The sequence below is a fragment of the Paractinoplanes pyxinae genome (assembly GCF_026626335.1).
Classification (GTDB): Bacteria; Actinomycetota; Actinomycetes; order Mycobacteriales; family Micromonosporaceae; genus Actinoplanes; species Actinoplanes pyxinae.
This window is the reverse complement of record NZ_JAPNTZ010000002.1, coordinates 610,924-623,597: the sequence shown is the minus strand read 5'-3', so window position 1 is coordinate 623,597 and position 12,674 is coordinate 610,924. Positions and strand designations below refer to the sequence as shown.

At 71.2% G+C, this 12,674-nt stretch carries 11 protein-coding genes; 4 read left to right on the top strand and 7 right to left on the bottom strand.

The features are described from left to right. Positions 1-2: 2 nt before the first annotated feature. Positions 3-446, bottom strand: coding sequence for a 50S ribosomal protein L13 (gene rplM / locus OWR29_RS07610; RefSeq protein ID WP_267561789.1), 444 nt, complete (start codon positions 444-446; stop codon positions 3-5). 660 nt (positions 447-1,106) lie between these two features. Between rplM and OWR29_RS07605 the strand changes: the two genes are divergently transcribed. Continuing rightward, positions 1,107-2,225 carry a uroporphyrinogen-III synthase gene (locus OWR29_RS07605; RefSeq protein WP_267561788.1) on the top strand — a complete coding sequence of 373 codons (1,119 nt, stop codon included), beginning with the start codon at positions 1,107-1,109 and terminating at the stop codon, positions 2,223-2,225. A gap of 6 nt (positions 2,226-2,231) precedes the next feature. Here the strand turns inward: OWR29_RS07605 and OWR29_RS07600 are convergent, their stop codons facing one another. The 4 genes from OWR29_RS07600 to OWR29_RS07585 are packed head-to-tail and all read right to left on the bottom strand — an operon-like array spanning position 2,232 to position 6,567. Next, the gene (locus tag OWR29_RS07600) at positions 2,232-2,852 is read right to left on the bottom strand and encodes a GTP-binding protein (protein WP_267561787.1); all 621 of its coding nucleotides are present in this window, start codon (positions 2,850-2,852) and stop codon (positions 2,232-2,234) included. Continuing rightward, positions 2,833-3,195: a DUF742 domain-containing protein gene (locus tag OWR29_RS07595; protein ID WP_127499757.1), complete on the bottom strand. Its 363-nt coding sequence runs from the start codon at positions 3,193-3,195 to the stop codon at positions 2,833-2,835. The genes OWR29_RS07600 and OWR29_RS07595 overlap by 20 nt, the downstream gene beginning before the upstream one ends. Positions 3,196-3,226: 31 nt before the next feature. Beyond that, positions 3,227-3,634: a roadblock/LC7 domain-containing protein gene (locus OWR29_RS07590; RefSeq protein ID WP_267561785.1), complete on the bottom strand. Its 408-nt coding sequence runs from the start codon at positions 3,632-3,634 to the stop codon at positions 3,227-3,229. Further along, positions 3,631-6,567 carry a sensor histidine kinase gene (locus tag OWR29_RS07585; RefSeq protein WP_267561784.1) on the bottom strand — a complete coding sequence of 979 codons (2,937 nt, stop codon included), beginning with the start codon at positions 6,565-6,567 and terminating at the stop codon, positions 3,631-3,633. Before OWR29_RS07585 ends, OWR29_RS07590 begins: the two co-directional genes overlap by 4 nt. A gap of 458 nt (positions 6,568-7,025) precedes the next feature. On the opposite strand from OWR29_RS07585, the gene OWR29_RS07580 reads away from it, so the two are divergent. From OWR29_RS07580 to OWR29_RS07570, 3 genes are all read left to right on the top strand, one after another. After that, the gene (locus OWR29_RS07580; RefSeq protein ID WP_267561783.1) at positions 7,026-8,144 is read left to right on the top strand and encodes an ABC transporter substrate-binding protein; all 1,119 of its coding nucleotides are present in this window, start codon (positions 7,026-7,028) and stop codon (positions 8,142-8,144) included. Continuing rightward, positions 8,141-8,890 (top strand): ABC transporter ATP-binding protein, encoded by a 750-nt coding sequence (locus OWR29_RS07575; protein ID WP_267561782.1) that lies wholly within the window; start codon positions 8,141-8,143, stop codon positions 8,888-8,890. The genes OWR29_RS07580 and OWR29_RS07575 overlap by 4 nt, the downstream gene beginning before the upstream one ends. Positions 8,891-8,982: 92 nt before the next feature. Next, positions 8,983-10,167 (top strand): hypothetical protein, encoded by a 1,185-nt coding sequence (locus tag OWR29_RS07570; RefSeq protein ID WP_267561781.1) that lies wholly within the window; start codon positions 8,983-8,985, stop codon positions 10,165-10,167. Here the strand turns inward: OWR29_RS07570 and thiC are convergent. Together thiC and thiD are read right to left on the bottom strand one after the other, a co-directional pair. Further along, positions 10,148-11,629, bottom strand: coding sequence for a phosphomethylpyrimidine synthase ThiC (thiC, locus tag OWR29_RS07565; protein WP_267561912.1), 1,482 nt, complete (start codon positions 11,627-11,629; stop codon positions 10,148-10,150). The two genes, OWR29_RS07570 and thiC, sit on opposite strands and share 20 nt — an antisense overlap. Before the next feature lie 108 nt (positions 11,630-11,737). Beyond that, entirely contained in the window at positions 11,738-12,499 is a 762-nt protein-coding gene (thiD, locus tag OWR29_RS07560; protein WP_267561780.1) for a bifunctional hydroxymethylpyrimidine kinase/phosphomethylpyrimidine kinase, read from the bottom strand. Positions 12,500-12,674: the final 175 nt, after the last annotated feature.

The window sequence follows — 12,674 nt, the reverse complement described above, 5'->3', positions numbered from 1 at the left end:
GCTCACTGCGCGATCTGGGTGATTTCGAACGGCTGGGGCTGCTGAGCGGCGTGCGGGTGCTCGGCGCCCGGGTAGACCTTCAGCTTCTTGATGATCTGCCGCGCGAGCTTGTTGTGCGGGAGCATGCCCTTGACGGCCAGCTCGATCGCCTTCTCGGGGCGCTTGCTCAGCAGCTCCTCGTAGCCGACCTGCTTGAGACCGCCCGGGTAGCCCGAGTGGCTGTAGGCGACCTTGGTCTGCCGCTTGTTGCCGGTCAGAGCGACCTTGCCCGCATTGATGATCACCACGAAGTCGCCGGTGTCGACGTGCGGGGCGAAGGTCGGCTTGTGCTTACCGCGCAGGAGGTTCGCGGTGTGGGTGGCCAGGCGGCCCAGAACGACGTCAGAAGCGTCGATAATGTGCCACTGACGCTCGATCTCACCCGGCTTCGGGCTGTACGTACGCACAGAATTACCTTGTCTTGTCGTCGGTCTGGGGTCGCGCGCTGGTCGCGGCGAACGCGAGCATCGAGCCTACCCCCGGGGAGCGGGCTCGCAGCTGTCGCACAACAGCAGGCAACAATACCCGCCTGCGCGGCGCGTGGTCAAAACGTGCGAGGAGCAACACGATCGGTGGCCCCGTGCACGGACCCCGGTGGGTACGGACGCGACCTCCAAGAATAACCGTTGCCAAGCATACCCGCCCTACCAGACGCGCCCGGCACCGGGATCCAAGGTCGCGAAGGTCACAGGTCGATACCTCTTAGCAGGCTTGAAACAAACGGGACGCGAGGGCGAAATTCCATACCGGCACGCTTCCGGCATGGCCAATGGTGCTGACACCTCGACGACGCGGGCCCGGCATGGCTCCCGCGTGCGGGGAGGACGCACTATTGAGAGGCCACCGTCAGGGTTGAGGACGGACCTGACGGTGACCGCCGGACCGGCTTCCCGGTTCGGCGAAGAGGAGTCGTGGCGCGTGCCGGCCGGAGGTACGGCGGAGAACGCAGGCGTGACATGGGAGCGGGTCGACGCTGAGGACGGCGGGCTCCGAGCGTGCCCTTCGGTGGACCGGACGGCCGCGCCACGACTTCTGATATCAGTCCTGATCCCGGCGGAAGAGCCCGGATGATCATCCCGGCCGCCGCACTGGCCGAGCCGGCCGCGTCCCTGTCCGGCTTCACGGTCGGGGTCACCGCCGACCAGCGCCGCGACGAGCTGGCCCACCTGCTCGAGAGCCGCGGCGCCCGGGTGGTGCTCGCGCCCGCCCTGCGGATCGTCCCGATCGCCGACGACGCCCAGCTCCGGGCGGCCACCCGGGCCTGCCTCGACACCCCGCCGGACATCGTGCTGGTCAACACCGGCATCGGCATGCGCGGCTGGCTCGAGGCGGCCGAGGGGTGGGGCCTGGCCGAACCCCTGCTGGCCGTGCTCGCCCGCGCCTACCTGGTGGCCCGCGGCCCCAAGGCGCGCGCCGCGGTCCGGGCGGCCGGCCTGCACGAGCAGTGGTCCCCCGAGGGCGAGAGCTACGAAGAGGTGGCCGACCACCTGCGCGCCCGTGGATTGGGCGGCCTGACCGTGGCGATGCAGCTGCACGGCGAGAGCCAGCCCGAGTACACCGAGGCGCTGGAGCAGGCGGGCGCCCGGGTGATCGAGGTGCCGGTGTACCGCTGGGCGGCGCCGACCGACGCCGCGCCGCTGCACCGCCTGGTCGATCTGATCACCGCCCGCCTGGTCGACGCGGTCACCTTCACCGCCGCCCCGGCCGTTCAGGCGCTGCTGCGCACGGCCGGTCCCGGGGCCGACGCCGTTCTCGAGGCCCTACGGGGCGACGTGCTCGCCGCCTGCGTGGGTCCGGTCACGGCCGCTCCCCTGCGCCGGCACGACGTTCCCGTGATCACCCCGGCCCGGGCCCGGCTGAGCGCCCTGGTCCGTACGATCGCCGACGAGCTGCCCAAGCGGGCCCTGTCGCTCGAGGTGGCCGGCCATTCGCTGACCTTGCGCGGGCACGCCGCCATCGTCGACGGCGAGCTGCGCCCGCTGGCCCCGGCGCCGATGGCCGTCCTACGTGCGCTGGCCACCATGCCCGGCCGCGTTCTCTCGCGGGCGGCCCTGCTGCACGCCCTGCCCCGGGGCGCCGACGAACACGCGGTCGAGATGGCCGTGGCCCGCCTCCGGGCCGGCCTGAGCGCCCCCGGCGTCATCCAGACGGTAGTCAAGCGTGGCTACCGCCTGCCCGCGACTTGAGTAGGCCTAGCCGACCGGCGCCGGATACCCGCCGCTCTGCTCGGCCACCAATGTGGCCATCGCGTGCTCGACGACCCCCACCAGCACCTGCTTGACGGAGTCACGGTGGCGGGCGTCGCACATCACCAGCGGCACGTGCGCCGGAATGGCCAGCGCCTCGCGCACCTCGTCCGGCTCGTACCGGGGCGCGCCGTCGAAGCAGTTCAAGGCCACCAGGTACGGCAAGTGGCGGTTCTCGAAGTAGTCGAGCGGGGCGAAAGCGTCGGCGATACGCCGGGTGTCGACCAGCACCGCCGCACCGACCGCGCCGCGGATCAGCTCGTCCCACATGAACCAGAAACGGGTCTGGCCGGGGGTGCCGAAAAGGTAGAGGATCAGGTCGTCGGCCATCGTGATGCGGCCGAAGTCCATCGCCACCGTCGTGGTTCCCTTGCCGGGCACCTTGGACGCGTCGTCGATTCCCTGTCCGGCTGAGGTCATGACGGCCTCGGTGGTCAGCGGCTCGATCTCCGAGACCGCTCCGACCAGCGTCGTCTTACCCACGCCGAACCCTCCGGCGACGACAATCTTCGCCGAAGTGATCTCTTTGGGTTGCGCCCCCGCCCGCTCAGAGCTTGCGAAGTCCACTCAACACCCTTTCCAGCAGATCCATCCGCTCCGTGAACCCAGTTTTGGGAGCGGCGCTGTGCAACGACAGCAGCCCGTCGGCCACCATGTCCGCGACCAGCACCCGGGCCACACCCAGCGGAAGCCGGGTCAGCGCCGAGAGCTCGGCCAGCGATTGCGCCTTCGCCTCGCACAGCACGGCGATGCGGTATTTGTCATGCCCGGCGAACCGGGCCTCCTGCAGACCGGCCTGGCTGGCGACCAGGACCGCCTCGATCGGGATGTCCCGACGCGGCTCGGTCCGTCCGCGGGTGACCGCGTACGGGCGTACCAGGTTGCCTCTCGGGTCCTGTGGCTGGCCCATGCGCGATCACCCCCTTCCGTCGAGCCGGCGACTAATGACTGACTGCTTCGCGTGCCGCCGGCGACAGCGAGGCGCCGACCCGCTCGACCAGCAGCGCCATTTCGTAACCGACCTGGCCGACGTCGCAACTGCGGGCGGCCAGCACGGCCATCGAGGAGCCGTCGCTGATCGACATGAGGAACAGGTATCCGCTGTCCATCTCGATGATCGTCTGCTGGACCTCGCCCGCGTTGAACATGCGGGAGGCGCCGTCGGTCAGGCTGACCACGCCGGAGGTGATGGCGGCGAGCTGGTCGGCCCGGTCGGCCGGCAGGTCGCGGGACGCCGCGAGCAGCAGCCCGTCGGCCGACACGGCCACGACGTGGGCGATGCCGGCCACGCTGTTGGCGAAGTTGTTGAGCAGCCAGCCCATGTCCTGCATGGTGGGGGGCCTGGTCACCGTTCGTTCTCCTTAGCCTGGGTGGAGGCCTCGGCGGAGCCGTCGGTCCGTCCACGTTGCACACCCCGGTGGTACGCGGACAGCAGACCGCGCACCTCGTCGGGACTGCGCCTGTTCTGGTTGCGCGGCCCGGGCTGTACGCCGCCGGGCACCAGCTGCGCTTGGGGGACTCGCTTGGGAAGGCCGGACCGGGTGGTGCCGGCGTCGACGGGTTCGGCCGCTGCCATTGCCTTCTGCCACCCCTCGTCGGCCGACGTCCGCCACTTGTCCTCGGCCGCGGGGCGCGGCTTGGGCACGGACCGTCCATTGTGCCCGTTGTCCGCCGGTGCGGCAGCGGGCGGCGGCGAAACCGGCGGCGACACGGGCGCGGCCGGTGGGGCCGGGGCCGGGGCGGCGGCCGGGGCCGGCTTGGCCTGACCGGCGGAGCTGTTGGGCGGCGGGGCGTAACCGGCGGTCGGCATGCCCCACTCCTCCTGACTCGCCGCGTCGTGGTCGCGGAACCAGCTCTGCTGCATCTGCACGAAGATCGGGGCGTCGCTGCGCTCGTCGGGCGCCGGGGCGACCGGCGGCTCGGGCACCGGGGGCATCGCGGCCAGCGCGGCGCCCCACGAGCTGCCGGTGGGCGGGGCCGGAGGCGACACCGGATCGGGAGCGACCGGGGCCGGCGCCGGAGGCGCCGTGGCCGCGGCGAAGCCGTTCATCGTCGGCGCGCCGGCCGTGGCGTCGATCGTCTTGGTGACCCGGGTCGGCAGCGGCGGGCGGTTCGGCGTCGGACGCACGTCGGGGTCGGACGGGGGACGCTGCGACGGGAACATCGGCAGCTGCGGGTGCGCGTTGTGCGGCTGCGGCGTCGGTTCGCGCCATGGTTCGGGCGCGATAGTCGGCAGGGTCGCGGTGGCCGCGCGGCCCGCCTGCGCGTCCCAGCTGCCACCCCCGTACGGGCTGGTGCCCAGCTCTTGCGACCGGGCCGGCGGGTCGAGGCGCCGGCTGGGCAGCACGACGATGCTGCTCGGCAACGTGACCTGGGCGACCGTGCCGCCCTCGATGTTGGCCCGCAGCTCGACGCGGATGCCGTAGCGCGAGGCGAGCCGGCCGACCACGGCCAGACCCATCAGCCGGAACGCGGCCACGTCGACGCTTGGCGGCTCGGCCAGGCGCCGGTTGAGCTGGTCCATCTGCTCCTCGGACATGCCGAGGCCGCGGTCCTCCACCTGGATCACCACGTAGTCGCGGATGCGCCGGCCGTCGGCGACCACGATCGTGTTGGGCGGCGAGAACCGGGTGGCATTGTCGAGCAGTTCGGCCACCAGGCGGACCACGTCGTTGACGGCGAGCGCGGCGATGGAGATGTCGGTGTCGACGGTGCCGAACTCGATGCGGTTGTAGAGCTCGACCTCGGACTGGGAGGCGCGCAGCGCATCGACCAGCAGCGCGTCCTCGCGGCGGGGGGCGCTGGAGTCGGCGCCCGCCAGCACCAGCAGGTTCTCGTCGTTGCGGCGCATCCGGGTGGCCAGGTGGTCGAGCTCGAAGAGCTGGGCCAGGCGCTTGGGGTCTTCCTCGGTGCGCTCGATCTGGTCGAGCTCGCCGATCATCCGGTCGACCAGCGACTGGGACCGGCGGGCCAGGTTGAGGAACATCGTCGAGACGCTGGTGCGCAGGGCCGCCTGTTCGGCCGCGATGCGGACCGCCTCGCGGTGGACCACGTTGAACGCCTGGGCGACCTGGCCGATCTCGTCGCGGTTGGGCAGTTTGATCGGGTCGCGGACCTGGCGGACGATGTCGTCGGCGCCGCCCTCGCCGAGGTTGCGGGCGTCGCGCAGCCGGGCCACGGCGTCGGGCAGGTCGCGGTTGGCCACGGCCAGCGCGCCCTCGCGCAGCCGGCGCAGCGCCAGGTTGAGCGAGCGGGCCAGGATGACGGCCAGCACCACGGCCACGATCAGCACGAGCACGACCAGCGCCGATTCGATGGCCGCCTGGCGTACGACGCCGTCCCGGTCGGCCGCCGCCTGATCGACCACTTCGGACTCGAGCTCCTGCTCGGCCCAGCGCATCAGGTCGACCACGGCGCCGAAGGACTCGGTGATCTCGTCGGGCTGGACCGCGCCGCCGCTGCCGGCCCGGCCGAGGCGGGTGGCCACGCCGTCGACCAGGTTGACCGCGTCGCCGCTGACCACGTTGTCGACCAGGGCGCGCTGGCCCGGATCGGCCACGAGCGAGAACGCGAGCAGGGCCTCCTGCTGGCTGGTCTGGCTGGCGATGAACGCGGTGCGCTGCTCGGGGCTGAGGTCGCCGGTGATCCGGGCGGCGTAGGAGACCGCTTCCTGCTCGGCCGTGCCCGCCTTGGCCCGGGCGAACGCGGCGATCGCGCGCAGCCGGTCGGCCACGTCGCCGTCGCCGGCGTACTGGCTGACGGCCTCGCCGTAGGCGACCAGGTCGGTGATCACCACGCTGTAGCGGGACACCGCCTCGGCCACGGCGATGCCGTTGCGGTCGCCGACCGCCGTGCGCGTGGCGTCCATCGTGTTCAGGTGGTCGTCGATGCGCGCGAGGCGGTCGCGGACGGCGCCCGGCGGGTCCTCGATGTCGGCGCGGTGCGCCCGGTAGACCTGGATCTGCGCGTCGCTGGCCCGGACGGCCGCCTGGTAGGCATCGGGCTTGGTCGCCGCCGCACCCACGTACTCGGCCGCGGCCATGCGCTCGACGTGCAGCAGCTGGGTGAGACCGGAGATGTCGGTCTCGAGTTTGGTCAGTTCCTCGACCGTGCCCGCCTCGGCGGCGCGCTGTCCGACGTCGACCAGCCGCGTGGTGGCCAGCGCGATGACGGCGACCAGGGGGACGACCAGGATCAGAGCCAGCTTGGCACGGATGCGGGCGTCTCTCAGGCGAGGGAAGACACCGCGGCGCGCCGGCTGGGTCGAGGATCCGGTGCTCAAGACTTCTCCTCCGTGGTCTTCCCCATGGCTGTCCGCCCGCGGAACCTCGCGCGGCCCGGGAATTTCATCAGAACGGACATCCGTTTGGGAAGTCTGGAAACATCCGGAAACGAACTCCGTGTCCGAGTGCAAGTACTCACGTGCGTTCTACTTTCGACACGCAAAGCGCTTTGACGTGCACGAATATGTTGACCACGACATTAAGTGACCAGTCGGTCACCGCGTACCCCCCGATTTTCTACCAGTATGTGAGACAAGCGTCTCGCTCCATCGATGGACCGCCGCTTGACCAGGGGCCTTCACGTTGGCAAGGTTTGGCGCGATCGAACGGACATGCTGTCCGTGTCGGCCCTCCCGCCGGCGAGCCACGATGCTGCCGGCACCCCGCCTTCCCGCCCCTCTAGGAGGCACCTCCAGTGCGGCTCCCCCGCATCACCGCGGCCACTGCCGTGGCATCGATGCTTCTCGCCGGCGCGGCCGGCTGCACCTCCGACGACGACGCCTCCGGCGGCGGCGACACCGTGGTGATCGCGGCCGATCTCAACAACTCGTCGGCGGTCGACACCGCGTACGCCCGGGCCCTGCAACTGCGGATCGAGCAGATCAACGCGTCGGGCCAGCTGGGCGAGCGCAAGCTGGCACTACGCACTCAGGACAACCGGAACGACCCGACGGCGTCGCTGCGCAACATCAGCACGTTCGCCGACGACCCGGCGGTCGCCGCGGTCGTCACCGGCACCTGCGACCAGTGCGTGGTGGGCGCGGCGAAGACGATCAACGACAAGACCATCCCGACGATCTCGCTGGCCGCCTCGGACGAGGTCGCCAGCCCGGTCAGCGCCCGCCAGTACGTCTTCAAGCTCGGCCCCAATTCGGCCGACAGCGCGGCCGCCCTGGTGAGCGAATTCACCCGGCAGAAATACAAGAAGATCGCGGTGCTGCACACCGACGACCTCTACGGCCGGGGCGCCAACTCGGCGCTCACCGACGCCCGTGAGGGCACCGGCATCACCGTCACGGCGACCCGCTCGGTCAAGCCGGCCGCCAGCGACATCGCCCAGTCCGTGAGCACGCTGACCGCCACCCAGCCGGACGCGCTGCTGGTGCTCGCCCCGCCCGACCTGGCCCAGCAGGCCGCCACCGACGCGCGCACGGCGAACTTCAGCAAGCCCATGTACTTCGACTCGGCTGCCGCGAGCGATCTGTTCATCCCGCGCGCCGCCGCGAAGGCGACGGACAACGCCACGATGGTGTTCACCCAGATCCTGGCCATCGACGACGTGATCGCGACGACCCCGGCCAAGTCCTCCCGCAAGCAGTGGTTCCGCGACTACACGTCCCGCTACGGCAGCTATTCGGGGGTGGCCTCGTTCGCGGCCGACGCGGCCGACCTGATCGCCGACGCCGTGGCCCGGGCCGGGGCCGACCGCCGCCAGATCCGCGAGATCATCGAGACCTCGCAGGTCGACGGGCTCTCCGGCCCGATCCGCCTGACGCCGGACAACCACTCCGGCCTGATGCCGCAAGCGCTGACCCTGCTGGTGGCGCGCAGCGGTCGCTGGCGGCTCGCGTCATGATCCGGATCGACCAGGTGTCCCGGACGTTCACCGGCCGCTCGGGCACGGTCGAGGCGCTGCGCGACGTCAGCCTCGAGGTCGGCAACGGCGAGTTCGTGGCCGTGGTGGGCCGCTCCGGCTGCGGCAAGTCGACGCTGCTGCGGCTCATCGCGGGCCTGCTGCCGCCGACCGCCGGACGCGTCGACGTGGGCGGCGAGCAGGTGGTCAAGCCGCGCCGGGACGTGTCCATGATGTTCCAGCGCCCGGCCCTGCTGCCCTGGCGCTCGGTGCTCGACAACGTGCTGCTGCCGGTGCAGATCTTCGGCTGGCGCAAGGCCGAGTACCGCGACCGGGCGCACGAATTGCTCACGCTGACCGGCCTGACCGGCTTCGAGAAGCGGCTGCCGCACGAGCTCTCGGGCGGCATGCAGCAGCGGGTGGCGTTGTGCCGCGCGCTGATCGGCCGGCCTCAGGTGATGCTGATGGACGAGCCGTTCTCGGCGCTCGACCCGCTGATCCGCGAGGAGCTGTCGATCGAGCTGCAGCGCATCCACATGGAACAAGAGGCGACCACCGTCTTCGTCACCCATTCGATCGACGAGGCGGTGCTGCTGGCCGACCGGGTGGTCGTGCTCAGCCCGCGACCGGGCCGGGTACGCGAGATCGTCGATGTGCGCATCCCGCGTCCCCGCACGCTGGGGCGCACGGCGCACTCCGACGAGGTGGCCCGCTGCAGCGCGCTTCTCCATGATCTTTTGATGGCTTGATCCGCCACTCTCCGTATAAATATCTAAGCGGGATTTTAAGAATCGACCCCCGCTGTTGAGCGCGTAGGCGAGGAAACCGTAACGTGCCGGGCATGGCTTTACGCACCTGGGCGAAGTTGGTGGGAACCGCATTCGGCGCGGCCGCGCTGGTTGGGGCCGGTCAGCTGGGCCTGGCCTACGGGCTGGGCGTCCTCGACTTCGCCCGTGTCGTCGAGGTCACCGCGCGTGACGGATGGACCGCTCAGCTGGCCTGGGTCGCGTGGTTCGCGCTGACCGCGGCGGCGGCCGGCGGCGTGGCCGCGCGGGGCCATCTGACCGCCCGCTCGGGCGCCGGTACCCGCCTCACCGGTGGCGTCGCGGCCGGCCTGGGCGCCGCCGCGATCGTCCCGCTCACCATGCAGCCGGCCCGCGGCGCCGAGGTGGCCGGGGTGAACCCGGTCTTCGTGATCGGCGCCTGCGCGGTGCTCGGCGCGGCGGCCGGCATCTTCGCCGCGTGGGCCGCGCTGGGCCGCAACGCCGCCCGCTGGAACCTGGTCGCGGTGAGCGCGGTGATGTGGGTGCTCGCGCTCGTGTCGGTGGCGCCGTCGCTGCGCTCGGGTGAGCAGAATTCCCCCGTACGGCTGGGAGTGCTCGACGCCGGCTTCGTCCCCGATGATCTGGCCGAGCGCGCCTCGCTGTTCACCATGCCCGCCATCGCCTTGATCTGCGGCCTCGCGGTGGGCCTGGCCGCCCGCCGCCGACGACTGTCCATCGTGGCCACCGCCCTGGCCGGCCTGCCCGGCCCGGCGTTGCTCACCGTCGCCTACCTGATCGCGGGCCCCGGCTCGACCCGTGTGCAGGAAATGCCGTACTGGGCCGCCATGACCGCCGCCGGCGCGGGCGTCCTCGGCTCGGTGCTCGTCGCCGTGCTGGGCCGCGGCTCGGCGACCGACCGGCCGCGCAAGCCGGCCGCCGAGCCCACCCCCGACCGCCCGCCGCTGCCGCAGCGCGACGCCCAGCCCGAGTCGGCCATCGCCAAGGCGGCCACCAAGTCCGGCCCCGGCCTGCCCGGCACCGGCGCGGCCGCCGCGATCACCGGCCGCGCGACGGTGGCCGCCCGGGCCACCGTCGCCGCCCGGGCCGCGGTGGCCGCTCAGCGTTCCGACGACGAGATGCGCCCCTCGGACACGGGCGTCATCACGATGCCGCCGTTCGACGGCTTCACCCCGCCCCAGCCGCCGAAGCAGGGCCGCCCGGACGGCGAGATCTCGGACTGGGTCAGCGGCCTGGGCCGCTGACCGGGGTCACCGGCACATAGACCTGGCTGCCGCCGGCCACGAACTCGGCCGACTTGAGGCCCATGCCCTGCTTCTTCAGATCGTGGCTGATCTTCATGGAGCAGAACTTCGGGCCGCACATCGAGCAGAAGTGCGCGGTCTTGGCGGGTTCGGCCGGCAGCGTCTCGTCGTGGTAGGCGCGGGCCGTCTCCGGGTCCAGCGCCAGCTCGAACTGGTCCTCCCAGCGGAACTCGAAGCGGGCCTTGGACAGCGCGTCGTCCCAGGCCTGCGCGCCCGGGTGACCCTTGGCCAGGTCGGCCGCGTGCGCCGCGATCTTGTAGGCGATCATCCCGGCCTTCACGTCGTCCTTGCCGGGCAGGCCCAGGTGTTCCTTGGGCGTGACGTAGCAGAGCATCGCGGTGCCGAACATGCCGATCATCGCGGCGCCGATGGCCGAGGTGATGTGGTCGTAGGCCGGGGCGATATCGGTCGTCAGCGGCCCGAGTGTGTAGAACGGCGCTCCGCCGCACAGCTCGACCTGCAGGTCCACGTTCTCTTTGATCTTGTGCATCGGCACGTGACCCGGGCCCTCGACCATCACCTGCACGTCGTGCTCCCAGGCCAGGTGGGTCAGTTCCCCGAGCGTACGAAGTTCGGCGAACTGGGCCTCGTCGTTGGCGTCGGCGATCGAGCCGGGTCGCAGGCCGTCGCCGAGCGAGAACGTGATGTCGTACGCCGCGAAGATCTCGCACAACTCGGCGAAGTTCGTGTAGAGGAAGTTCTCCTCGTGGTGGGCCAGGCACCAGGCCGCCATGATCGAACCGCCGCGCGAGACGATGCCGGTGACCCGGTCGGCGGCCAGCGGAACGTGCGGCAGCAGCACGCCCGCGTGGATCGTCATGTAGTCGACGCCCTGCTCCGCCTGCTCGAGAATCGTCTCTTTGAACACCGGCCAGGTCAGCTTGACCGGGTCGCCCTTGACCTTCTCGAGCGCCTGATAGATCGGCACGGTCCCGATCGGCACCGGCGAGTTCCGGATGATCGCCTCGCGCGTCTCGTGGATGCGTGGCCCGGTCGACAGATCCATCACCGTGTCGGCGCCCCAGCGGGTGGCCCAGGTGAGCTTCTCGACCTCCTCGGCCACCGACGACGTCACGGCCGAGGTGCCGATGTTCGCGTTGACCTTCACCAGGAACCGCGAACCGATGATCATCGGTTCCGACTCCGGATGGTTGCGGTTGGCCGGCAGCACCGCCCGACCGGCCGCGATCTCCTCTCGTACGAGTTCGACGGGCACGTTCTCGCGGACCGCCACGAATTTCATCTCGGTCGTCACTTCGCCCGCCCTCGCCGCCGCGAGTTGAGTGCGGCCGGTCGCCCAAGGTTTCCGCAATGGCGGCAGCCCGACTTCGGGGTCGCTGCCCGGACCGGACGTGTCGTAGAGCCGGACGGGATCGTTGCCCCCGCTCAGCTCCACCTCCATGAACGGCACCCCTTCGACGTACGTCTTACGTCTCACAATTCCTCCCCTATGTCTACAAAGCAGGCAGCAATTGGGCGTACGAATCCCCGGCGCTGCCCCAAGCCGGGCTCAGGAAATGAAGTGGTCCAGCGGCCCGGGACCCGCGCCCAGCCGCCAAGCGCGCCCGCCGATGAGCGCCGCCGTCACATAGCTCTTGGCATTCCGTACGGCCGACGGCACCGGATCCCCGGCCGCCAGCCGCACCGCGATCGCCGACGAGAACGTGCAGCCCGACCCGTGGTTGTTGGCCGTGCTCACCGGCTCGCCGCGCAGCAATTCCGTCGTACCGCCGAAGCGCAACACATCCACCGCCGCCTCGCTCCCCGTCACCACCACGGCCCGCGCGCCCCGCCCGGCCAGCGTTTCCGCCGCCTCCGCCATCTCCCCCGCCGTCTCGACCACCCGCCCGACGAGAGCGCCGGCCTCCTGCCGATTCGGGGTCAGAACGCACGGGTACGAGACCAGGGGCGCCACCGAGGCCGACTCCGCCAGCCGGGCCCCCGAGGTGGCCACCAGCACCGGATCCACCACCAGGTTGGGCAGCCGCTCGGCCCGGCTCAGAATGAGTTCGGCCACCGCCGGATCACCGATCATGCCCACCTTGACCGCGGCCACCGGCAGGTCGTCGAGCACGGCGTCCAGCTGCGCCGCCACAACATCAACCGGGATCGGGTGGATGGCCGTGACCCCGAGGGTGTTCTGCGCAGTCACGGCTGTGATTACCGAGACGCCGTACGCCCCGAGCGCCGCAAAGGTCTTGAGGTCGGCCTGAATCCCCGCTCCGCCACCGGAATCCGACCCCGCGATCGTCAACACCACCCGCGGCGTCATGACGCACCTGTGGATAACTTCAGCCGATTCTCAGCGCGCTCCCCTAGGCTGCCCACCCTGGGTGGGGCGGCGGATGTGGCGGCGGATGTGGCGGCGGATGCGGCGGCGGATGCGGCGGCGGATGTGGACGTTGACGAAGCGGATGAGCCGCCCGCCCGTCCGGGATCACCGGTTC

Coding starts and splice junctions, on each gene's coding strand:
- OWR29_RS07605 (WP_267561788.1), top strand. CDS start 1,107: ATGATCATCCCGGCCGCCGCACTGGCCGAGCCGGCCGCGTCCCTGTCC.
- OWR29_RS07595 (WP_127499757.1), bottom strand. CDS start 3,195: ATGGGCCAGCCACAGGACCCGAGAGGCAACCTGGTACGCCCGTACGCG.
- OWR29_RS07580 (WP_267561783.1), top strand. CDS start 7,026: ATGCTTCTCGCCGGCGCGGCCGGCTGCACCTCCGACGACGACGCCTCC.
- OWR29_RS07575 (WP_267561782.1), top strand. CDS start 8,141: ATGATCCGGATCGACCAGGTGTCCCGGACGTTCACCGGCCGCTCGGGC.
- OWR29_RS07570 (WP_267561781.1), top strand. CDS start 8,983: ATGGCTTTACGCACCTGGGCGAAGTTGGTGGGAACCGCATTCGGCGCG.
- thiC (WP_267561912.1), bottom strand. CDS start 11,629: ATGGAGGTGGAGCTGAGCGGGGGCAACGATCCCGTCCGGCTCTACGAC.
- thiD (WP_267561780.1), bottom strand. CDS start 12,499: ATGACGCCGCGGGTGGTGTTGACGATCGCGGGGTCGGATTCCGGTGGC.